General features: G+C 73.0%; 20 protein-coding genes. 9 read left to right on the forward strand and 11 right to left on the reverse strand.

From position 1 onward, the window contains the following. Window positions 1–233 precede the first annotated feature (233 nt). Window positions 234–3,998: a LamG-like jellyroll fold domain-containing protein gene (locus ACH47X_RS10725; protein WP_397404036.1), complete on the forward strand. Its 3,765-nt coding sequence runs from the start codon at window positions 234–236 to the stop codon at window positions 3,996–3,998. Window positions 3,999–4,288: 290 nt separating this feature from the next. Further along, the gene (locus ACH47X_RS10730; protein WP_397404038.1) at window positions 4,289–6,814 is read left to right on the forward strand and encodes an amylo-alpha-1,6-glucosidase; all 2,526 of its coding nucleotides are present in this window, start codon (window positions 4,289–4,291) and stop codon (window positions 6,812–6,814) included. Window positions 6,815–6,917: 103 nt separating this feature from the next. Here ACH47X_RS10730 and ACH47X_RS10735 read toward each other — a convergent pair whose 3' ends face one another. Continuing rightward, window positions 6,918–8,447 (reverse strand): GntT/GntP/DsdX family permease, encoded by a 1,530-nt coding sequence (locus ACH47X_RS10735; protein ID WP_397404040.1) that lies wholly within the window; start codon window positions 8,445–8,447, stop codon window positions 6,918–6,920. Further along, window positions 8,447–9,019: a gluconokinase gene (locus ACH47X_RS10740; RefSeq protein WP_397404609.1), complete on the reverse strand. Its 573-nt coding sequence runs from the start codon at window positions 9,017–9,019 to the stop codon at window positions 8,447–8,449. The genes ACH47X_RS10735 and ACH47X_RS10740 overlap by 1 nt, the downstream gene beginning before the upstream one ends. Before the next feature lie 179 nt (window positions 9,020–9,198). Between ACH47X_RS10740 and ACH47X_RS10745 the strand changes: the two genes are divergently transcribed. After that, window positions 9,199–9,927: a FadR/GntR family transcriptional regulator gene (locus ACH47X_RS10745; RefSeq protein WP_397404042.1), complete on the forward strand. Its 729-nt coding sequence runs from the start codon at window positions 9,199–9,201 to the stop codon at window positions 9,925–9,927. Here the strand turns inward: ACH47X_RS10745 and ACH47X_RS10750 are convergent. Beyond that, on the reverse strand, window positions 9,918–10,382 hold the full coding sequence (locus tag ACH47X_RS10750; protein WP_397404044.1) for a VOC family protein: 465 nt from the start codon (window positions 10,380–10,382) through the stop codon (window positions 9,918–9,920). The two genes, ACH47X_RS10745 and ACH47X_RS10750, sit on opposite strands and share 10 nt — an antisense overlap. Window positions 10,383–10,559: 177 nt before the next feature. Here ACH47X_RS10750 and ACH47X_RS10755 point away from each other — a divergent pair, with 177 nt between their 5' ends. After that, on the forward strand, window positions 10,560–11,339 hold the full coding sequence (locus ACH47X_RS10755; RefSeq protein WP_397404046.1) for a TetR/AcrR family transcriptional regulator: 780 nt from the start codon (window positions 10,560–10,562) through the stop codon (window positions 11,337–11,339). A gap of 21 nt (window positions 11,340–11,360) precedes the next feature. On the opposite strand, the gene ACH47X_RS10760 is transcribed toward ACH47X_RS10755, so the two are convergent. The 3 genes from ACH47X_RS10760 to ACH47X_RS10770 all read right to left on the reverse strand — a co-directional run bounded on the left by ACH47X_RS10760 (window position 11,361) and on the right by ACH47X_RS10770 (window position 14,222). After that, complete coding sequence (locus tag ACH47X_RS10760) at window positions 11,361–12,038, reverse strand: TetR/AcrR family transcriptional regulator (RefSeq protein ID WP_397404048.1); 678 nt, start codon at window positions 12,036–12,038, stop codon at window positions 11,361–11,363. Between the two features lie 215 nt (window positions 12,039–12,253). Further along, window positions 12,254–13,267: a zinc-dependent alcohol dehydrogenase family protein gene (locus tag ACH47X_RS10765; RefSeq protein ID WP_397404050.1), complete on the reverse strand. Its 1,014-nt coding sequence runs from the start codon at window positions 13,265–13,267 to the stop codon at window positions 12,254–12,256. 73 nt (window positions 13,268–13,340) lie between these two features. Beyond that, on the reverse strand, window positions 13,341–14,222 hold the full coding sequence (locus tag ACH47X_RS10770) for an NAD(P)H-binding protein (protein WP_397404052.1): 882 nt from the start codon (window positions 14,220–14,222) through the stop codon (window positions 13,341–13,343). 119 nt (window positions 14,223–14,341) lie between these two features. Between ACH47X_RS10770 and ACH47X_RS10775 the strand changes: the two genes are divergently transcribed. Continuing rightward, entirely contained in the window at window positions 14,342–14,893 is a 552-nt protein-coding gene (locus ACH47X_RS10775; protein ID WP_397404054.1) for a winged helix-turn-helix transcriptional regulator, read from the forward strand. A 6-nt stretch (window positions 14,894–14,899) separates the two neighbouring features. Here ACH47X_RS10775 and ACH47X_RS10780 read toward each other — a convergent pair whose 3' ends face one another. Both ACH47X_RS10780 and ACH47X_RS10785 read right to left on the reverse strand, forming a co-directional pair. Next, a complete protein-coding gene (locus ACH47X_RS10780; RefSeq protein WP_397404056.1) occupies window positions 14,900–15,313 on the reverse strand; it encodes an SgcJ/EcaC family oxidoreductase in 414 nt (137 codons plus the stop codon). Window positions 15,314–15,435: 122 nt separating this feature from the next. Continuing rightward, complete coding sequence (locus ACH47X_RS10785; RefSeq protein WP_397404058.1) at window positions 15,436–16,143, reverse strand: SDR family NAD(P)-dependent oxidoreductase; 708 nt, start codon at window positions 16,141–16,143, stop codon at window positions 15,436–15,438. Window positions 16,144–16,216: 73 nt separating this feature from the next. Between ACH47X_RS10785 and ACH47X_RS10790 the strand changes: the two genes are divergently transcribed. Then, window positions 16,217–16,825 carry a TetR/AcrR family transcriptional regulator gene (locus ACH47X_RS10790; protein WP_397404060.1) on the forward strand — a complete coding sequence of 203 codons (609 nt, stop codon included), beginning with the start codon at window positions 16,217–16,219 and terminating at the stop codon, window positions 16,823–16,825. A 103-nt stretch (window positions 16,826–16,928) separates the two neighbouring features. Here ACH47X_RS10790 and ACH47X_RS10795 read toward each other — a convergent pair whose 3' ends face one another. Beyond that, entirely contained in the window at window positions 16,929–17,627 is a 699-nt protein-coding gene (locus ACH47X_RS10795) for an ArsR/SmtB family transcription factor (RefSeq protein WP_397404062.1), read from the reverse strand. 64 nt (window positions 17,628–17,691) lie between these two features. On the opposite strand from ACH47X_RS10795, the gene ACH47X_RS10800 reads away from it, so the two are divergent. Together ACH47X_RS10800 and ACH47X_RS10805 are read left to right on the forward strand one after the other, a co-directional pair. After that, the gene (locus ACH47X_RS10800; RefSeq protein ID WP_397404064.1) at window positions 17,692–18,162 is read left to right on the forward strand and encodes an OsmC family protein; all 471 of its coding nucleotides are present in this window, start codon (window positions 17,692–17,694) and stop codon (window positions 18,160–18,162) included. Window positions 18,163–18,167: 5 nt separating this feature from the next. After that, complete coding sequence (locus ACH47X_RS10805; RefSeq protein ID WP_397404066.1) at window positions 18,168–18,617, forward strand: ACT domain-containing protein; 450 nt, start codon at window positions 18,168–18,170, stop codon at window positions 18,615–18,617. Here ACH47X_RS10805 and ACH47X_RS10810 read toward each other — a convergent pair. Beyond that, window positions 18,571–19,509: an SDR family oxidoreductase gene (locus ACH47X_RS10810; RefSeq protein ID WP_397404068.1), complete on the reverse strand. Its 939-nt coding sequence runs from the start codon at window positions 19,507–19,509 to the stop codon at window positions 18,571–18,573. The two genes, ACH47X_RS10805 and ACH47X_RS10810, sit on opposite strands and share 47 nt — an antisense overlap. 100 nt (window positions 19,510–19,609) lie before the next feature. Here ACH47X_RS10810 and ACH47X_RS10815 point away from each other — a divergent pair, with 100 nt between their 5' ends. Continuing rightward, window positions 19,610–20,239: a TetR/AcrR family transcriptional regulator gene (locus tag ACH47X_RS10815; RefSeq protein ID WP_397404070.1), complete on the forward strand. Its 630-nt coding sequence runs from the start codon at window positions 19,610–19,612 to the stop codon at window positions 20,237–20,239. Window positions 20,240–20,283: 44 nt separating this feature from the next. On the opposite strand, the gene ACH47X_RS10820 is transcribed toward ACH47X_RS10815, so the two are convergent. Further along, window positions 20,284–21,129, reverse strand: coding sequence for an SDR family NAD(P)-dependent oxidoreductase (locus ACH47X_RS10820; protein WP_397404072.1), 846 nt, complete (start codon window positions 21,127–21,129; stop codon window positions 20,284–20,286). Between the last annotated feature and the right edge of the window lie 214 nt (window positions 21,130–21,343).

The raw sequence follows: 21,343 nt of genomic DNA on the forward strand, positions 1-21,343 counted from the left end.
CCCCATTTCGCCCCCGGGCGGGGGGGGCCTTTGGGGGCGGGGGCGGCATTGGGCCAGCGTTCGGGGCCCCCCGTGGCCCCGTACTCTTGCCAACCGGCCGACCTCGCGGGTGGCTGTCTGGTGCGGCGGCCGCACCCCGTGGACGTAGCTGAGCCCCGTTCACATCCCCTGGACCCGCTCCACTCACACCCCGGTACCCGTTCCACCCACGATGAGAGGGAAGGCACTCAACGATGAGCACGACACTTTCATGGCACAGCGGTTCGCGTAGCGGACCAGCGCCCACCAGCGCACCGGCCCGGCGCAGGACGCGTCGTACCGCGGTCGCGGCGCTCGCGGCGCTGGCGCTTGCCGGCGGCACAGCCGGCGCGGCACTGGCCGGCCCGGCCACCGCCGCCGCCACCACCCAGGAGCTCCCCGCCCCCGACCTGCGCTACACGATGGACGACGTCGCGGGCGCCGTCGTCCCGGACTCCTCCGGCAACGGTCTGGACGGCACGATCTCCGGCACCACGAGCCTGGTCGACGCCGAGGGCGGGGGCACGGCGCTCGACCTGCCCGGCGGCCAGGGCGGCGGCTACGTGACGCTCCCGCGCGCCGCACTGGACGGGGCCACCGACCTCAGCGTCTCGGCGCGGGTGCGCTGGGACGGCACGGGCGGGGCGTGGCAGCGGGTCTTCGACCTGGGCACGGACACCACGCGCTACCTGTTCGCGACGCCCGCCAACGGCGACGGCCGCCTGCGCACCGCGCTGACGACGAACGGCGGCGGAGGCGAGGCGCAGGTCAGCGGCTACGGACCGCTGCGCGCCGGGGACTGGGTGACGCTCACGGTCACACTGGACACGGCGGCGGACCGGCTGACGACCTACCTCGACGGCGTCGCCGTCGGCTCGGCGCGGTCGACAGTGACGGCCGGCGATCTGCTCGCGGACGCCGCGCAGTCCGCCGGCTACATCGGCAAGTCGTTCTACCCGGACCCGCTCCTGGACGGTGCGGTAGACGACTTCCGCCTGTACCGCGCCGCGCTGAGCGCGGAGCAGGTGGCAGAGCTCGTGGGTGAGGAAACCCCGGACATGGTGGAGCTGACGGCCGACACCTTCGAGGTGCGCACGACGGTCGCGGCGGCGCCCGACCTGCCCGCGGCGGTGCGGGCGTCGTTCAGCGACGGCTACGACCGGGACGTGCCGGTGACCTGGGACGAGATCGACCCGGCGCGGTACGCACAGCCGGGCGAGTTCACGGTCGCCGGCGCCGCCGCCGGCGCGACGGTCACCGCGACGGTCACCGTGCACCGCGGTGAGCTGCGGGTCGACCTCGGCGCCGAGACCGGCGCGTTCCACGGCGGCGCGTCCGGCACCCTGTACGGCCTGTACGGCGACGGCCTGCCGAGCGACAACCTCATCGAGGGCATGGGGATCCGGACGGTCTCGACGAAGGCGCAGGACGGGCCCCAGCACCCGGGCGCCGACGCGCTCGAGGTGGTGCGGCCGCTCGCCGACGCCACGGACGGCGACGTCTACGTCTACATGACCGACATCCACCGCGGCTTCCCGTACGAGTGGCCGGGCGACACCCCGCAGGAGAAGCTCGACACCTTCGTGGACAAGATCGCCACGCAGGTCGACCAGGTGCTGGAGATGCCCGCGGAGTACCAGGACAACGTCGTCTTCGTCCCGTTCAACGAGCCCGAGGGCAACATGTTCGGCACCGGGCGGTGGAGCTACGACGGCACCTCGTGGCTCGACGACCCGGCGGACTACTTCGCCGCCTGGGACCGGGTGCACGCGCTGATCAAGGACCGGATGCCCGGGGCGCGCATCGCGGGCCCGAACACGAGCATCCTGTACGGCCAGGTCAAGGGGTTCCTCGAACACACCGTCGAGGCCGGGACCGTGCCGGACGTCATCACCTGGCACGAGCTGTCCCACCCGGAGAAGATCCGCGAGTCCGTGGCGACCTACCGCGGCTGGGAGGCCGAGGTCTTCGCCGGCACCGACCTGGCCGGCACCGAGCTGCCGATCAACATCAACGAGTACGCGTTCAACTACCACACCTCGGTGCCCGGCCAGATGATCCAGTGGATCTCGGCCATCGAGGACTCCAAGGTCGACGCCGACATCGCGTACTGGAACATTGACGGCAACCTCTCCGACTCAGCCGTCCAGTCCGACCGCGGCAACGGGCAGTGGTGGCTGTTCAATGCGTACGCGCAGATGAGCGGGAACACGGTGGAGGTCACGCCGCCCTTCCCCGGGGAGAACTACACGCTGCAAGGTGTGTCCACGGTCGACCGCGACCGCGCGATCTCGCGCACCATCGTGGGCGGGTCCGACGGAGCCGCGCCGGTCGAGCTGGTGAACGTCCCCGGCGCCGTGTTCGGCGACGACGTGCGTGTCACCGTGCGCGAGATCCCCTGGACCGGGCAGCTCGGGGACTCCGCCCAGCCGCGCCACCTCGCCGAGCTGACCCTCCCCGTGACGGACGGGAAGGTCGCCGTGGAGTTCGACGGCACCTCGCTCCCGTCCCTCAAGGAGTCGTCGGCGTACGAGATCGTCATGACGCCCGCGGGCGTCGGCGAGGCCACGAGCACGGCACCGACGTCGTGGGAGGGCAGCTACGAGGCCGAGGACGCCACCTACACCGGGTCGGGCTACAGCCTGAACGGCCCGGAGGGCTCGCCGTCCGACGTCGGCAAGTTCTACACCTCGGGCGGGTACGACGTGGGCGGGCTGCGCACCGGCTCGGACGGCGTCCTGGACTTCGAGGTCACGGTGCCGCAGGACGGCACGTACGACCTGTCGGTCTTCGCCAACAGCCTCAACACGTACGACGCGGTGGCCGGGCAGGGCCCGACCAACGTGTTCGTCCGGGTCGACGGGGCTGCCGAGCAGGAGCTCCACCTGCCGCTCGGCTACAAGTGGGTGGTCTGGGACCACGCCGACACCACGGTCGAGCTGACGGCCGGGACGCACACGCTCTCGCTCGCGGCGCGCAGCCTCGACGGCACCGGGGTCACCCGGGGCGACGCGATCCTCGACCGCATCACCCTGGCCCTGCCGAGCCCGGACGCCGGAACCTCGGTGTACGAGGCCGAGCACGCCACGCTCGACGACGGCGGGCGCGCGCTGTACGAGGCGCCGCGCGGCGTCCGCCCGGCAGCTGTGTCCGGCGCCGGCGGCGTCGCGCTGGGCAGGGGCGAGACCGCGACGTTCTGGATCTACGCGGCCGAGGACGGCGAGGCGACGCTGGACGTGGACACGCTCGGCAGGGGCAAGGGTGCCGGGCCCGGCGGGGGCAGCGGCAAGAGCAGCGGCGGTGGGCGGAGCAGCGGTTCGCTGACCGTCAACGGCCGCGACGTCCTCGACCTCGCGCGGGCGGACGAGGTGGCCGCGCACCTGAACGGCGGCGTGAACAAGGTGGTCGTCACCGGTGGCAGGCACGGCGTCGTCGTCGACCGGCTGATCACGACGCCCGGGACCGGTGTGCTCGCGGCGACGGACTACCAGGCCGAGGACGCCGAGCTCGCCGGGTCCGCGACCGTCGCCGACCTGTCGCTCGCCGAGGGCGGCAGGGCCGTGACCGACGTCGGGGGAGACCCGGGCAACGGCAGCACCCTGACGTTCCGGGTGGACGCGGACCGGGCCGGCCCGCACGCCGTCGTCCTGCGGTACTCCAACCCGGAGCAGTCGCCCGCGTCGCACTACAACCCCGACCCGATCGCCCGGAGGGCGGACGTCTCGGTGAACGGCGGGGCGTCGGTGCCGGTGCTCTTCCCCCACACGTTCCACGAGAACAGCTTCTGGGAGAAGACCGTCGTGCTCGACCTGGAGGAGGGCCGCAACAGCATCACGCTGAGCTCGCAGGAGGCGCCGAACTTCGACGGCACCACCTACGCCTCCGACGTCTGGCCGGACTTCCCGCTGCGGTCGCGGTGGGCGCCGGTCGTGGACCGGATCACGGTGTCGCCGCTGGCGGCTCCCCGGCGGACGAAGTGACGGCCGGCCGCCGCTGACACAGGCCGACGGGAGGAGGGGCCGGTCCGGGTTCGCGGGCCGGCCCCTCCTGCCCGCCCGCCGGACGGCGGGTGCGGGGCCGTGAGAGTGCCTCGTTCGGCGGATGTCCTCCCGGTGGCGTCGGCACTCGGCATGCACCACTCGACGCTCCAGGCGCGCCACGAGGCTCTGACGACCGAGCTGCCTTGCCGCCCACTCTGCACTTGTATGTCATGTGACCAGCATCTACTGTTCTCGCTGTTAGCGTTCACATCGACGTGAAGGGTTCATTGATGAGCCGACGAACGACTGCCAGGTTGTCAGCAGCCCTCGTGGCCGGCGCCCTGGTCACCGTCCCGCTCTCGGCGGGCGCGCTGGCCGCCGACGCCAGCACCGGCGCCGCCGTCACGCGGTCCGCGGAAGCCGCCGGCACCGGCGCCGGCTCAGCGGACGACGAGTACGCCCCGCGCTCCCTCCCGTTCGCCCTGCCGGGCTTCAAGGAGCAGGAGTTCGACGGCGCACTCCTGGTCGGCGAGGGGCATGCCCGGTTCTCGCTGGCGTTCAACATGGTGACGCCGGCCGGCCGGGTGCTGGACGACAACATGGTCCCGTGGATCAAGCGCATCGGGACGGTCACGCCCGACGGCTCGTACTACGAGATCGACATGACCACCGACAACCGCAACATCACGCCCGAGACGATCGGCGCCCTGCGCGCCGTCCTGGCCCATCCCGAGGACTGGTCGGAGGCCGAGGTCGCCGAGGCGCGCGAGCAGCTGCCGGTCCAGGAGGCCGCGTACGCGGCCGTCCTGCGTGATACCCGGACGGTCCGGCTGCGGTTCTCCACCACGGGCGACGGCGAGATCGTGGGCTCGGCCACCGCGCTGATCGACGACACCGAGGTGTTCTTGCAGGCCAGTCCGCCGTGGTCGGAGCCGAGCACCTACCGGCCCGACGGGGAGCGCTCGATCGTCGCGACGTCGGCGGGCGTGCGCGACGCGTCCCGGGTGGGCAGCTTCCGTCTCGACTCCACGGTGACGCCCGAGGAGACCACCGGCTACGCGAGCGTCGCGGAGCTGCTCAAGGGCCTGGTCGGCAAGGAGTACGCGGCGGGCGAGGGCGCCGTCGCGCAGCGGTACGCGCTCGACAAGGGCGAGACGGTTGCCTTCCACGCGGCGGTGTCCACCGAGGCTCCGGAGCGGTCGCGCCTGAGCACCCGGGACGTGACGCGGATCCTGGACCGTGCCGAGGCGCGGGCCGACGACGGCAACCTGAACGGCCGCGGTCCGACCGGCCGGGCCGCGACCTACCTGCGCGACGCCATGTCGCTGAACGACAACTGGGACGAGAAGTACGACCGGTCGTTCGTCATGTGGGGCCTCGGCGGTGGCGGTGACGACATCTTCCTCGGCTGGGACTCGGCCTGGGACGCGATCACCGAGCTGAGCGTCGACCCGGCCACGGCGCTCGACCACATCCGTGACTTCTACGACCAGCAGGGCCCACGCTACGACCAGCTCCACGCCGGGCCGATGCACACCTACGCCGCCTGGCGGGCGTACACGCGCACGGGGGACCGCAGCATCCTCGAGCTCGTCTACCCGATCATGACGCGGTACATCGAGCGGATGCCGGAGTTCGACACCGACCGGGACGGGCTCCTGGAGAGCCCGTGGGTCGAGGATCGCCGCGGCGGCCGCGGCAACCACCTCGGGCTCGACGACAGCCCGCAGTACTGGAACTACGTCGAGGTCCCGCGTGACGGCGGCACGGACACGCGCGAGAACACGAACCTGACCGACGTCGCGCTCAACTCCTACTACGGGCTCATGGCCGAGAACCTCGCGCAGATGGCCGCGGAGCTCGGAGACGCGGCCGGGGCCGAGCGGTACGCGGCGCTGCACGAGCGGCTCGAGGTGCGCATGAACGAGCACCTCTGGAACGAGGAGCGCGGCCTCTACCTCAACCGGTACCTCGACGGCACGTGGGAGCCCACCAACACGCCCACGGTCTTCTACCCGCTGTTCGGCGGGCTGGCGACGCCGGGGCGCGCGGAGATCCTGGTGCGCGACCACCTCCAGAACCCTGAGGAGTACGGCGGCGAGTTCGTGATCCCGAGCGTCGCGCGCAACGACCCGGCGTTCTGTGCCGGGCGGGCCAACCTGTCCACGGAGGCGTACCGGTACTTCCAGTCGCCCGGCGAGGAGGACTCCTGCGAGGAGTGGCAGGGCGCGGCCTGGCCGCCGATGAACGCGACCGTCTACGACGGCCTCAAGCGGTACGGCCTGGACGAGGCCGCCGCCGAGCTGGCGACGAAGTCGACCAGGATGTGGCTGACCTCGTACGAGGAGATCGGCTGGTTCCCGGAGTACTTCGACCCCGAGCCCGGCCAGCTGATCAACAACGTCGCGACCGACACCGCGTGGCGCACCTACTCGTGGTCCAACCTGATGCCCCTGATGAGCACGCAGGAGCTCATCGCGGACGAGCCGTGGGGCGACGCCGCCGGCTTCCGCTTCGGCACGCTCGGCCTGCCCGGCACCAACACGGTCTCCGAGGTGCCCCTGAAGGGGCACGCGTGGTCCGTGACGGCGGGCCCGCGCTCGACGACGCTCGAGCGGGACGGCCGCACCGTGGTGCGCGCCGTGGGCGGCCGGGTCGTCGCCCGGAACGTGGTGCTCGACGCCGCGCGCGGCTCGGGCGACAGCAGCGGCATGGAGGTCACGGCATCGGCCCGCACGACGATCACGGTGACCGTCCCGGGCAAGGCTCCGCGCGTGTTCCGGGTCGAGAAGGGGGACACGCACCTGACCTGGTGACCGAGGCCCGTCAGGTCTCGGCCGACGTGTCGGACCCTCAGGTCACCCGGGTGACCTGAGGGTCCGACACGTGCTGCGGGACTCCGCCGGCGCGGGATCCGCGCTAGACGAAGATTCCCAGCAGCAGGACCACCAGCAGGGCGACCACCGAGAGCACGGACTCCATGAGCGACCAGGTCTTGAAGGTCTGGCCGACCGTCATGCCGAAGTACTCCTTGACGAGCCAGAAGCCGGCGTCGTTCACGTGGGAGAGGAACACCGAGCCCGCGCCGATCGCGAGCACGAGCAGGGCCGCCTGCGTGGGTTCCAGGCCCGCGGCCAGCGGCGCCATGATGCCCGCTGCGGTGATCGTCGCGACGGTGGCCGAGCCGGTCGCGATGCGGATGAGCGCCGCCACGAGCCAGCCGGCCAGCAGCGGGGTGATCCCGGCGTCGGCGATGCCGGACGCGATGACGTCGCCGACTCCTGAGTCCACGAGCGTCTGCTTGAAGCCGCCGCCGGCGCCCACGATGAGCAGGATCCCGGCGATCGGCGCGAACGACGAGCCGACCAGGTCGCCGACCTGCTGCAGCGTACGGCCGACTCCGGTGCCGAAGGCCACCAGCGCGAACAGCGACGTGATGAGCAGGGCGACCAGGGGCTCGCCCAGGAACTCCAGGATCGTGCCGTAGCCCGTCTCGGTCGCACCCGCGACCTCGACGACGGACCGCGCGAGCATCAGGATCACGGGCAGCAGCACGACCAGGACCGAGATGCCGAACGACGGCTTGCGCAGGGTCTTCGTGCCCGTGGTGGTGCCGGTCGCGGTGGCCGTGGCGGTCCCGGCGTCGCCCTTGCCCGACCCGGAGCCCGTGCCGGAGCCCGAACTGCCCGTGCCGTTCGAGCCCGTGCCGCCCGTGACGTCGTCGGGCACGCCCAGGACGGTGGTCGGCGGGTCGAGCCGGACCCAGCGGGTGAGCGGGATGGCGAGCAGCGGCCCGGAGATGATCACCGTCGGGACGGCGACCAGCAGCCCGAGGCCCAGCGTGAGGCCCAGGTTGGCGCCGAGCGCGTCGATGGCGAGCAGCGGTCCGGGGTGCGGCGGTACCAGGCCGTGCAGGGCGGAGAGCCCGGCGAGCGCCGGGATGCCGACCAGGATCGGGTTGGCGCGCATCCGGCGGGCCACGATCATCACGACCGGGATCAGCAGCACGACGCCGACCTCGAAGAACAGCGGGATGCCGACGACGAACGCGATGAGCGCCATCGCCCACGGCAGACGCTTCGCGGGCGTCCGGTCGAGGATCGTGTCGACGATCTGGTCGGCACCGCCCGAGTCGATGAGCAGCTTGCCGATGATCGCGCCGAGCGCGATGAGCACGCCGACGCCGGCCACGGTGGTGCCGAGGCCCGCGGTAAAGCTGGTGAACGTGTCGGTCAGGCCGGTCCCGGCCACGAGTGCGAGCGCGCCCGAACCGAGCACGAGGGCCAGGAACGGGTGCATCTTCAGCCACACGATGAGCGCGACGATGACGGCGATGCCGATCACGGCGGCGAGCACGAGCTGCGACGTCGACGCGGTCGGTTCGGCGTCCGCGGCGGCGGCGACGGGGAGGGCGGTGGGCAGGACGGCGGAAACAGTGGCGTTCAGCATCAGTCGTCCTCTCCCAGGCGGCGCAGGATCTCGTCGACGATCTGGTCGGGCCGGGGCGTGATGTCCACGCCGAACCCGGGCTCGTCGTCCTCGAGCGGCTCCAGGGCGGCGAGCTGGCTGTCGAGCATCTCGGGCTTCATGAAGTGCCCGGCGCGGCCCTGGATGCGAGTGCGCAGCAGATCATACGAGCCGGTGAGGTGGACGAACCGCACGGGGCCCGTGCTCTCGCTGCCGGCGGTCTCCAGCAGGTCGCGGTAGCTGCGGCGCAGGGCGCTGCACGGCACGACGGCGCTCCGGCCCTCGTTCAGCTCCTTGGCGAACCAGTCGCGGATCCCGCGCAGCCAGGGCCAGCGGTCGTCGTCGTCCAGGGGGTGGCCCGCCGCCATCTTGGCGACGTTCGCGGGGGAGTGGAAGTCGTCGCCCTCCGCGAACGACGCCCCCAGGCGCCCGGCGAGGAGAGCGGCGACCGTGGTCTTGCCCGATCCGGCCACGCCCATCACCACGATGGCCTGGGGTGGGTGGTCGGTCCCGGCGGGGTCGGATCCGCCGCTGCTTGTCTGGGTCGAGAACATCTCTGTCCCGGTGACGTCTGTGTCCATGGCACCTATCTTCACCCATTGATGACACCATTCGCGCGTGATTCATGTCACCAATGGTGTGACCAATGGCCCACGGGGGTCCGCCGGGAGGGTGGGCGGCCCGGCTGTGGGGCCGTCCGGCCGGTCGATGTGCCGCCAACTATCCTGTGAGCATGCCCCCAGTGCTGCACAGCCCCGTCCTCGACGCTCTGGGCCGGCGCATCACCGGTGGTGAGCTGCCGGCGGGTGCCGCGCTGACGCTCGACGGCATCGGTGCCGAGTTCGGGGTGTCCCGCACCGTCGCGCGCGAGGCGATGCGCCTGCTCGAGGGGCTCGGGCTGGTCCGGTCCGGACCCCGGGTGGGGATCGTCGTGCTGCCGCACTCGTCCTGGAACGTGCTCGACCCCCGGGTGATCGCCTGGCGGCTCGATGGTCCGGGCCGCACGTCGCAGCTGCGGTCGCTGACCGAGCTACGGCAGGCGGTCGAACCGCGCGCCGCGGCGGGTGCGGCCCGCGGCGCGACGGCGGCGGTCCGCGACGAGCTCGTCGCCACCGCCAGCCAGATGCGCAAGCTCGGCGAGGCCGGCGAGGGCGACGGCGCGGAGTTCCTGGCGCTCGACATCCGCATGCACGAGCTCCTCATGCGCTCCAGCGGCAACGAGCTGTTCAGCGCGCTCGCCGACGTCGTCGCCGTCGTCATCTCCGGGCGGATCCACCTGGGGCTCATGCCCGCCTACCCCGTGCCGGAGGCGCTCGAGGCGCACGAGGCGGTGGCGCGCGCCGTCGCCGCGGGCGACGCCGAGGCCGCCGAGGAGGCGATGGCGCGCATCGTGCGCGAGGTGCGCGGCGCGCTCGACGACGACCGCGCGCAGGGCCGGCCGGCCCTGCGCTCTCAGGCCTGAGCGCCGAACCAGCTCTCCTGCGCGGCGTCCAGTCCCGAGGCGGCGTCCCAGTCCTCGAGGGGCTGGGAGAACTCCCACTGGTACCCGAACGGGTCCACGCACTCGAAGACGCGGTCGCCCCAGGCCTCGTCGGCCGGCTCGGACGTGATGGTGCAGCCCGCCGACCGGCAGTAGTCGTAGCTCGCGGCCAGGTCGTCCACGCCCAGCCCGATGGCCACGCCGAGGCCGCGCGGGCCGCCCTGCGTGAGCCGCTCGCGCTCGGTGTCGGGGAAGGGCATGCCGACCAGTGCGTCCACGATGAGCTGGACCTCGCCGCGCGCGAGGATCGTCATGACCGGGGTGCCGTCGGGGCCGGGGATCGTGCCGACGTCGTCGAACCCGAACCCGCGGTAGAGGCGCGCCGCGGCGACTACGTCGCCGACGCGCAGGCCTACTCGGAATGCTGCTGCAACCACTCGTGCCTCCCAGGGGTGGGGTGTCCGTGTCGCCGCGCCATTTGGGTACGGCGTACGCAAACTATAGTCGACGTCGGGCCGGGTCAGGCCGGACCGGACCGGGCCGGGGCGGAGCCTCGCTCTGCAGGCAGGCGTGACGGCGGCCGTTCGGGCAGCACATCCTTGAGGAGGCAGTGCATGGGAGATTCCGGGGGCGAGCGCGACCGGGCGCGCACGCTGGACCTGCTGTGGGGTACTCGAACTGCCTCCGGACTCGGCCGCAAGCCCGGGCTCGGTCTCGACCAGATCGTGGCGGCGGGCGTGGCCGCTGCCGACGACGGGGGCCTCGACAGCCTCTCGATGCGGCGGGTCGCGGACCGACTCGGCGTGGGCGCCATGTCGCTCTACCGGCACGTGCAGGACAAGGCGGAGCTGCTCGACCTCATGGTCGACCGGGTACTCGCGGAGGTTCGCTACGACCACGGCGAGGGCGGCACGCGCAGTCCTGACGGGGACGGCTGGCGCTCGCGGCTGGAGCGGGTCGCACGTGCGAACCGGGCGCTCTACGAGCGGCATCCGTGGCTGCTGGCCCGCTTCGAGAGCCGGCCTCCGCTCGGGCCCGGGACGATCGCCAAGTACGACGCCGAGCTGCGCGCCGTCGACGGGATCGGGCTGACCGACGTCGAGATGGACCTCGTGCTGACCCTGGTGCTCGGCTACGTCCGCGACGCCACGGCGGGCCTGGCCGCGTGGCGGTCGCTCCCGGAGCGGTCCGGCGAGGGCGACGCGGAGTGGTGGGCGGCGCACGAGCCCCACATGGCGCGCGTCCTGGGGGAGCGCTTCGCGCTGGCGGCCCGGGTCGGCGCGGCGGCGACCGCCGGGTACGGCGGCCTGCACGACGCCGAGCGCGCCTGGGAGTTCGGGCTGTCGCGGGTCCTGGACGGGGTCGAGTCCTTCGTCGGGCGGGTCCGGCCGTAGGCCACGATCCCAGCGGGGCACCTACAGTGCGGCGAGCAACGGCAGCCTGACCGCTGGTGGCAGGGGCGCGACGTCGGGCCGGGCGCTGATCGACTGGATCTGCAGGGCCGCGAACCGGCGCGAGGCGGCCACGGCGGCCTTGCGGGACGTGGCGCGGATGCCGGAGTTCGCCATGATCAGCATGATCAGGTCGTCCAGCACGAAGTCCCGGCGCAGGTTCCCGGCCTTCTTCGCGCGCCGGATGAGCTCGCCGAGCGCGCGCAGGGCGCGCGTGCGCTCCTGGGCGAAGTCGACGGCCTGGGGGAACGCGGTGACGAACGCGGCGGTGAACCCACGGTCCACGGCGTGCATGACGCACACCTCCTCGATCACGGTCGTCAGCCCGTGCCAGGGGTCGGGGTCGGCCAGGCCCTGCTCGACGATCGAGGTGCACGTCGCCATCTGCTCGCCGAACGCCTCGGTGACCAGCGCCTCCTTGGTCGGGAAGCGTCGGTAGAGCGTGGCCGGGCCGACGCCGGCGCGCCGGGCCAGCTCCCGCATCGGGACGTCGATGCCCTGTACTGCGAAGGTCTCGCGCGCCACCTGGAGGATGCGCTCCCGGTTGTCGCGCGCGTCCGACCGCAGCTCCCGCGCCGGGTGCGACTCCAGGGACTCGGGCGGGGCGGTCTCGTGGTGTGGGGGGTCCGGGTGCTGGGTCATGACTCTCGCTTCGCCGAAACGGACGGGGTGTTCCACTCGCGCGATCATCATCGCACCCGGACCTGCGCTCGCCGGGCCGTGGGAGACGACCATGCACGTGCTGCCAGCCGGAGGCTTCGGCTGGCAGCACGTGCATGGTCGTTTCCGCCGGCGCGCGGCGGCCGGTGGCAGAAGTCGCCCGCGGAGCGGTCAGCAGCAGCGCCCAGCGCCGTCCGTCAGTTCTGCAGCAGCACCTTGATCGCGCGCCGCTCGTCCATGGCGCGGTAGGCCTCGGCGACCTCCGACAGCGGCAGGGTCAGGTCGAAGACCCTGCCCGGGTCGATCTCGCGCTTCCACACCAGGTCCAGCAGGTGCGGCAGGTAGGCCCGCACCGGCGCCACGCCGCCCCGCAGGCCCTTGTTGCCCCAGAACAGGGAGTCGACGGGCAGGTCGCCGTGCGGCACGCCCACGATGCCGATCATGCCGCCGGGCCGCACCAGCTCCACGGACTGGGCCCGGGCTTCCGCGGTGCCGACGCACTCCAGCACCGCGTCCGCGCCGATGCCCTCGGTCAGCTCCAGGACCTGGGCCAGGCCCTCCTCGCCGCGCTCGGCGATGATGTGGGTGGCGCCGAACTCCTGCGCCACCTTCTGGCGGGACTCGTGTCGGCTCATCGCGATGATCGTGGTCGCGCCGAGCTGGGCGGCGGCCAGCACGCCGCTCAGCCCGACGGCGCCGTCGCCCACCACCACGACGCTCGACCCGGGCCCGACGCCGGCGGAGACCGCCGCGTGCCAGCCGGTGCACATCACGTCGGAGAGGCTCAGCAGGCTGGGGATCAGGTCGGCGTCCGGCTCGCCGGGGGTGGCGAGCAGGGTGCCGTCGGCGTTCGGGATGCGGATCTTCTCGGCCTGGCACCCGTCGTAGCCGCCCCCGTGCAGGCAGTTGGCCTGCATGCCCTTGCGGCACACCGCGCAGGTGTTGTCGCTGTGCAGGAACCCGCCGACCACGAAGTCGCCCGGCTTGACGGTGGTCACGGCATCGCCCACCTGCTCGACCACGCCGACGTACTCATGGCCGATCGGCGTCGGCCGCTTGACCTGGGAGACCCCGCGGTACCGCCAGAGGTCCGAGCCGCAGACGCACGCGGCGACGGTCCGGATGACGGCGTCGGTGGGCTCGATGACGACCGGGTCCGCCCGCTCCTCGAAGCGGACGTCCCCGGCCCCGTGAATGATTGCTCCTCGCATGCCCCCATTCAACACGCGTCGCGCGGATGAGGGCGACGACCAGGGAGGGCCTGTCGTTGCCCGTCCCCGGCGGTCAGCCGCGCGCGACCCGCACGGCGTCGGCCAGCGGCGTGGCGGGGCGGCCCAGCAGGCGGACCAGGGCGTCGCTGTCGGTCTGCAGGTCGCCCGCCGCGATCGCGGCGTCGATCCCGGCCACGAACCCGGCGGTGCCGGCGTCCAGGCCGGCCTGCTGCAGCTCGGCCGCGAAGGCGTCGACCGACAGGTCGCGGTAGGCCACCGGTGAGCCGGTGACGTCGCTGATCGTCGACGCGAGCTCGGCGAAGGTGAACGCGGGGCCGCCGAGCTCGTGCACGACGACGGGCGCTGCGCCGTCGGCACCCGGTGCCGCGTCGTCGGCGAGCAGGGCGCCCGCGGCCGCGCCGGCGAAGTCGGCGCGGGTGGCGGCGGAGACCTTGCCCTCCGCCGCGGCGCCCACGATCTCGCCGCGCTCGACGTACTCGGCGATCCGGTCGGTGTAGTTCTCGGTGTACCAGCCGTTGCGCAGCAGCGTGATCGCCAGGCCCGACGCGCGCAGCACCTGCTCGGTGGCCTGGTGCTCCCCGGCGAGCGGGTTGGTGGTGTCGTCCGCGTTGAGGATGCTGGTGTAGGCGATCCGCTGCACGCCGGCTGCCCTCGCGGCGTCGATCACCGCGGTGTGCTGCGGGACGCGCACGCCGGGCTCGCTGCCCGACACCAGCAGCAGGCGCTGCACGCCGTCGAGGGCCGAGGGCAGCGTGTCGGGGCGGTCGTAGTCGCCCTCGCGGACCTGGACGCCGCGCTCGGCGAGGTCGCCGGCCTTCTCGGGCGTGCGCGCGATCGCGACGACGTCTGCGGCGGGTACGCCGCGGGACAGCAGCTCCTCGACGACGAGTCGGCCCAGGTGTCCGGTCGCTCCGGTGACGGCGTAGGTGGTCATGGTTCTCTCCCAGTTCGCGGTGCTGTGTGTGTCGAGCGAGACGTCGGCCAGTTGCCAACGGATAGCACTAACGAATCGAAAGTACACCACATTCCGAGTGCGCGCGGTATCCTCGGGTCGTGAGCATCACGGACCTCCACCCCGGCGGCCCGGCGCCCGACAGCCCGGAGTCCGCCGACCTGCCGGGCGACGGCATGCCGGGCGACGGCCCGAGCGGGCCGCCGCAGGAACTGGTGACCGACGTCTTCGCCCGCGGCTGCACGTCGCGGGCCGCCTTCGAGGTGGTCACGTCCAAGTGGGCCTCGCTCGCGCTGCTCGCGCTCGGCGAGGGCAGCTACCGGTTCAACGCGCTGCGCCGCCGGGTCGAGGGGGTCAGCGAGAAGATGCTGTCCCAGACGCTGCAGTCCCTGGAGCGCGACGGCATGGTCACGCGCGACGTCGTCACCACCATCCCGCCGCGCGTCGAGTACGGCCTGACGCCGCTGGGGGAGCAGGTCGCACGGCACCTGCGCGGGCTGGCCGACCTCCTGGAGGAGACGGCGGCCACTGCCGCGGACGCGCCCGCGGGGTCGACGGACGGGGCGTCCGCCGGGCCGGCAGCCGGTGCGGCGGGCACGACGGCGGGCGAGACGTCGGGCGAGACGTCGGCGGGGGACCTGCCGGCGAGGTAGGTTCCGTCAGCCCACGCGCGACACGTGGTAGTGGCTGATCAGCCAGCGGCCCTCCTCGCGGACGGCGACGACGGTCAGGTACACCGGCACCTCCCGGTCGGGGCGGTGGAACATCACTGCCGCGTAGCCGAGCACCGCGTCGTCGGCCAGCCGGGTGGCGCGCACCAGCGTGTGGTCGGCGGTGAGCCCGGCCGGCTGCTTGCCGTAGTAGGCCGAGACGACGTCGCGGCCGAACGCCGGCTCGGGGTCGAAGCCCTGGAACAGGGCGTCCGTGGTGAACTGCGCGGCGATGTGCGCGAGGTCGCGCCGGCGGATCCCGTCGGACCACCGGTCGAGCAGCGCCGTGACGATGCCGGCGGCGTCGGACCGGTCCTGTTCCTGCTCGGTTGAATCCTGCTTGGTCTGGTCCTGCTCGGTCATGATCTGTCTCCTCTTCCCGGTCCGCGGACCGGTCCGGCGCCCGGCCGGAGCCCCGGCCGAGCGCGGGGCGGCCCGGTGGCCGCCCCGCGGTGCGGTGGTGTCGGTGCGGTGGTGTGCGCGGGTCAGTGCCCCGCGATCTGCCCGCCGTCGACGTGCAGGAACTCGCCCGTGACGAAGGGTGACTGCTCCAGGTAGAGGACGCCGCGGGCGACGTCGTCGACCTCGCCGATGCGGCCCAGCGGGTGCAGGCCGGCGAGGGTCTCGTGGGTCTCCTCCGGGTGCAGCGGGGTCTTGATGACGCCGGGGGAGACGGCGTTGAAGCGGATGTTGTCGGCCGCGTACTCGATGGCCAGGGCGCGCGTGGCGGAGGCGATGCCGCCCTTGGTCACGGAGGCGAGGGCGGACGGGAACACCGAGAGTGCGCTCTCGACGAGGGTCGTCGTGATGTTCACGACGTGGCCGCCGCCGGCCGCCTGCATCAGGGGGATCGCCCGCTGGGTCAGGTGGAAGAAGCCGGCGACGTTGATGCCGACCATGGTCTCGAAGTCCTGCGCGGTGTACTCGGTGAACCGCTTGGCGATGAAGACGCCCGCGTTGTTCACGACCGTGTCGACGCGCCCGAAGCGCTCGAGGGCGGTCTTGATGATCCGGTCCGCGGTCGCCGGGTCGGAGATGTCACCGCTGACGACGGCGAGGTCGTCGGCCTCGGCGAGGTCGATGGTGCGGGAGTTCGCGACGACGGCGTACCCGATCTGGCGGTACGCGTCGACCAGCCCGGCGCCGATGCCCTGGGAGGCTCCGGTGATGACAGCTACCTTCTGGGTGCTCATGTTCTTTCCTTAGTAGACGGTCGGTCAACTACTGGGGTTCCCAGTTATAGTTGACCGGTCGTATGCTGTCAACATGCCTCGAACCTCGGATGGTCGTGAGCGCCTGATCGAAGCGGGCGTGGAACTCTTCTCGCAGCGTCCCTACGGGTCGATCGGCGTGGCCGAGCTGTGCACGCGCGCCGGCGTCAACAAGGGGTCGTTCTACTACTTCTTCGCCTCCAAGGAGGCCCTGGCGCTCGCCGTCATCGACCGGCACTGGACGTGGCAGAAGGGCGTCTGGGCCGGCATCCTCGACGGCTCCGGCAGCCTGCTCGACCGGCTGCGCGGCCTGTTCGACGCCACCGCGCAGATGCAGGTCGACGCCGTGACCGGCACCGGGTGGGTGGCCGGCTGCCTCTTCGGCAACCTCGCCCTGGAGGTGAGCTCCCAGAACGAGCCGGTGCGGCTGCGCCTGCAGGAGATCTTCGACGAGCAGATCGCGATGATCGCGTCCCGGCTGGCCTCGGCCGTCGAGTCCGGCGAGCTGCAGTCCGTGGCCGACGTCGACGGCGCGGCGAAGGCGATCGTCGCCCAGCTCGAGGGGCTCGTGCTCTTCGCGAAGGTGTTCAACGACCCGTCGCAGCTCGACGCGCTGTGGCAGAACAGCCTGGCGCTGCTCGGTCTCGCTCCCGCGCGGGCCTGACCCGACCCCGGCTGCGGGGCCGGCCGTGGTCCGCGCCGGGAGGGCTGACCGGGCGGCCGGGCAAGCAGGGCGCCGGGCTGGACCGCCCGCCTGAACCGTCTGCTCAGCGCCTCGCGTCGGAGAGGTCGATGCCCCACGACTCGCGGACCAGCGTGCGCCCGGCGTCGGTGACGTCCAGGCCCCGGCCGGACCGGTGCCGCGTCACCCAGCCGGCGTCGAGGAACCGGGCGCCGACCGCAGAGCCGAGCGCACCCGCCAGGTGCGGGCGGCGTTCGGTCCAGTCCAGGCAGGCCCGGGTCGTCGCGCGGCGCGCGTCGACGGCGGCGTCCACGTCCACGCCGATCTCGCGGAGGCCGACGGCGCCCGCGTCGGTCAGGGTGAGCTCGTCCCGGCCGGCGAGCCAGCCGGACCGCACCCAGGCGTCCGTCAGGCCGGTGCCCAGCCGCCCTGCGAGGTGGTCGTAGCAGAACCGCGCCGCGGCGAGGTACTCGGCCCGGCGGCTGCGGCGGTACCCGGAGACGGGGGCGGCGTCGGCCAGCACGCCGAGGGACTCCAGCGCGGCCGCGACGTCCGGACCCGCCAGGGCGTAGTACCGGTGCCGGCCGCGGCTGGCGCAGGTCACGAGCCCGGCGTCCGCCAGGACGGCCAGGTGCTCCGAGGCGGTCGGGGCGCTCACCCCGGCCGCCGTCGCGAGCTCGCCCGCCGGGCGGCTCGTGCCGTCCAGGAGCAGGTTCAGGAACACCGAGCGTGCGGGCGTGGACAGCGCCCTGCCCACGGCGGTGAAGTCTCGGTCCCGGCTCATCGCCCGACCGTACGGCGCGGACATTTCGGCGTCCACCGAAGGATTCCCGACCTACCGTCTCCGCATGAACCAGCCACCCCCGTCCCATCCCTATGTCGCCCGCCTGCACTGGGCCGGCTCCACCGGCGCCGGCCTGCGTTCCTACTCCCGGGACCACGTCGCGGTCGCTGCCCCCGCGACGCCCGTCGTCGAGCTCAGCGCGGACGCCGCCTTCCGCGGCGACCCCGACCGGCTCAACCCGGAGCAGCTCGTCGTGATGGCCGCGTCGTCCTGCCAGATGCTGTCCTTCCTCGGGGCCGCCGCGCGGGCCGGCGTGGACGTGCTCGCCTACGACGACGAGGCCACCAGCCACCTGGACCTGACCGCGATGCCCCAACGCCTCGGCACCATCCGCCTGGCCGTGACCGTCACCGTGGCCGCCGGGACCGACGAGACACAGGTCCATCGGCTCGCCGAGCAGGCGCACCAGGCCTGCTACGTCGCATCCTCCCTGGCGGTTCCCGTCGAGGTCGGCACCGCGGTGCGGGTCGGGTGACGGCGATGAGCACGCACCTGCGCGACCTGGAGGTCCACCTGGCCGACCGGCCCGGGGCGCTCGCCGACCTGGGCCAGGCGCTCGGCGCGGCCGGCGTCAGCCTGGAGGGCGGCGGCGTCTTCACCGTCGACGGCCGGGCCGTGGCGCACTACCTGGTGCACGACGGCGCCCGCGCGCTCCGGGCGGTCACCACGGCAGGGCTCGGCCCGGCGGCGGTCCGCGACGTCGTCCTCGCGCGGCTGGACCAGGAGGTACCCGGCCAGCTCGGCACGCTCGCCCGCCGCCTCGGCGACGCCGGCGTGAACGTGCTGGTCCAGTACAGCGACCACGTCGGCAACCTCGTGCTGCTGGTCGCGGACGACGACGTGGTCGCCGCCCGCGAGGTCGTCGCCGCCTGGGGGCGACGGGTCACGCCGCGTGACGGGACCGCCACCGCCCGACCAGCGTCCACGTGATCATGCGGGCCAGCCGCACGGGCCCGTAGCGCACGCCGGTGGCGAACGGAGCCTCGCCGCGCAGCGTCGCCTCGGCGCCGCCGTCGACGAACAGGACCTGTCCCGTGGTGAAACCGGCGTCCGGCGAGAGCAGCCAGGCGATGCTCGCCGCGACTGGCTCGACCGGTCCGGGCAGCCCGAGAGGCTGGGGCAGGGCGTCCTGCAGCACACGCACGCTCGCGGCGTCGGCGAGCAGGGTGGCGCGAGCCGTCCCGGTGGCGACGACGCCGGGCGCCACCGCGTTCAGCGGGATGCCCGCACCGGCCCACTCCGGGCGTACCGCCGCGCGGCGGAGCCAGCGGTTCAGCGCGATCTTGGTCGACCGGTAGACCACCGAGCCCCGGCCGCGGGCCACCAGGCCGGCCGCGGTCGCCAGGGCGCGGGGTTCGTCGTCGGCGAGGCAGGCCTCGATCAGGTCCTGGTCGCCCGCCGAGAGGGCCGAGGCCGAGCTCACGACGACGGCGCGCGGCTGCCGGGCGCGCGCCAGGTCGTCGCGCAGCGCCCGGAGCAGCGCGACGGTGCCGAAGTAGTTGAGGCCGACGGCGACCGCCGGGTCCGCGCTCCCTGCGACGAGTGCCACGCCGTCGATCCCGGCGTGGGCGGGTGAGTGTGCGTCCGGATGTGCGTCTGGGGGTGCAGACGCGCGTGGGGGTGCGGGAGCGAGGGCCCGGATCTGCTCCACGGCGGCGGCGCGGGCCTCACGGTCGGTGAGATCGGCGCGGACGTCGGCCGCCTCGGTGACACCACAGCGGATCACGCGCGCGCCGTCCCGCTCGAGCCGTTCGGCGACGGCGGCGCCGATCCCGGAGTCGGTGCCGGTGACGACATAGGTGTGGCCGGTGTGCTCGGGCATGGGTCTCCTCCGGATTCGATGCACTAGTGCATCAATACACTAGTGCATCGAGTGGGCTACGCTGTGCGGCAGGGCAGCCAGCGGTCGGAAGGGGAGAGGCGTGACGGCGGACGAGCGCGGCGGGATCCGGGAGCGCAAGCGGGCGGCGACCCGGAACGCCGTCGTGATCGCGGCGACGCGCTTGTTCCTCGAGCGGGGGGTGAGCGGGACGTCGGTCGACGACATCGCGGCCGCGGCCGGGATCGCGCGGCGCACGTTCTTCCTGCACTTCCCGGCGAAGGAGGACGTGCTCTTCCACTACCTGGAGGGGCACGTCCGCCGCGCGGTCGCGGCGCTCGACGACCTGCCGGAGGGCGCGGCCGGCGGTGCCGGTCACGGTGCGGCCGGTGTGCGCGCCGTGATGGCGGTGCTGGTCGACCTGTTCGAGGACCCGCGGGCCCGTACGGACGAGCTGGCCGCCCTACGCGCGGAGCTCGTCACCGCGGCGCGCGGGCTGCCGCCGTCCCTCGTGGTGCGCCTGCAGCGGGCCCAGTCGGAGCTCGTCGACGCGCTGCGCGGGAAGTTTCCCGATCCCGCCGGGTGGCCGGTCATGTCCGCGCACCTCGGCGCCTGCATGGGCGCCGCCGCGGCCGCTGCCGTCGCCGTCGAGCGGCCCGAGCAGCGCGCCGCGGCGATCCGCGACGCGGTCGACCGGGCGAGCACAGGGTTCGAGCGGGACCCGGGCGCCTGAGGGTCGGGGCGAGCCGGCTCGCCCCGACAGGACCCGCCCGTCGCTCAGTCTTCTGCCATCCCCACCAGCTGCGCCGAGCGCTCCCAGAGCCGGCGCGCCAGGCCGGCGTCGCGGGCTTGCGGATGCGTGCGGCGGGCGACGCGTCCCCGCTCGTAGTACGCGCCGGACTGCCAGTCGGCCCCCGGCTCGGTCTGCGCGAAGCGGACCAGCTGTGCGGCGCCCTGCTCGGGCGTGGCCATGAACAGCTTGCCGATCCGGCTCTGGTAGAGCGGCCGCATGAAGCTGGTGCTCTCCGCCGCGAAGTTGGTCGCGACGCCGCCCGGGTGGAACGCCACCGACGCGAGACCCCGCTCGTGGTACCGGCGGTGCAGCTCGGTGGTGAACAGGATGTTCTCGAGCTTGGCGGTGCCGTAGGCGAGGTGGGGTGTGAAGTCCCGGTCGTGGTCCAGGTCGTCCAGGTCGAGGTGGCCGAACAGGCGCGCTCCCATGCTCGACGTCTGGATCACGGTGGCCCGGCTCGCCAGGAGCTTGTCCAGCAGCAGGTTGGTGAGCAGGAACTGGGCCAGGTGGTTGACCTGGAAGGTTCGTTCGAAGCCGTCGTCGGTCTTGGAACGGTCGCCCAGGATGCCGCCCGCGTTGTTGGCCAGGACGTCGATCCGCGCGCACGTCTCGTCGAGCCGGGCGGCCAGGTCGCGGACCTCGCCCAGCCGGGTGTAGTCCGCCACGAGGTGCTCGGCGCCCAGCTCGTGCGCCACCGCCGCGGTCTTCTCCGGCGAGCGTCCGACGACGACCACCCGGTGCCCGGCGCTGGTGAGCAACCGCGCGGCCGCCGCCCCGATCCCGTCGCTCGCGCCGGTGATCACGATGGTCCTGCGGTCAGCGTTCTCCATGGCGCACAAGCATGCTCCCGCACGGACCGGAGTCGAAACCGGCGCGCCAGCACCCGACGACAGGTCGGATCCGAGGGAGTTTTCCGAGGGTGAAAACCGCTCTGACCTGCCCTTTTGATTGCTACTAAATGCATGTGAACAGGAAAAGCCGGATAAACCAGTTGTAGGAAGCGTTCAGCATGATCACACTCGGTGTCGGGTAAGCACCCAGGAA

Source organism: Promicromonospora kroppenstedtii (assembly GCF_044389675.1).
In the GTDB taxonomy this organism is placed as follows: Bacteria; Actinomycetota; Actinomycetes; order Actinomycetales; family Cellulomonadaceae; genus Promicromonospora; species Promicromonospora kroppenstedtii.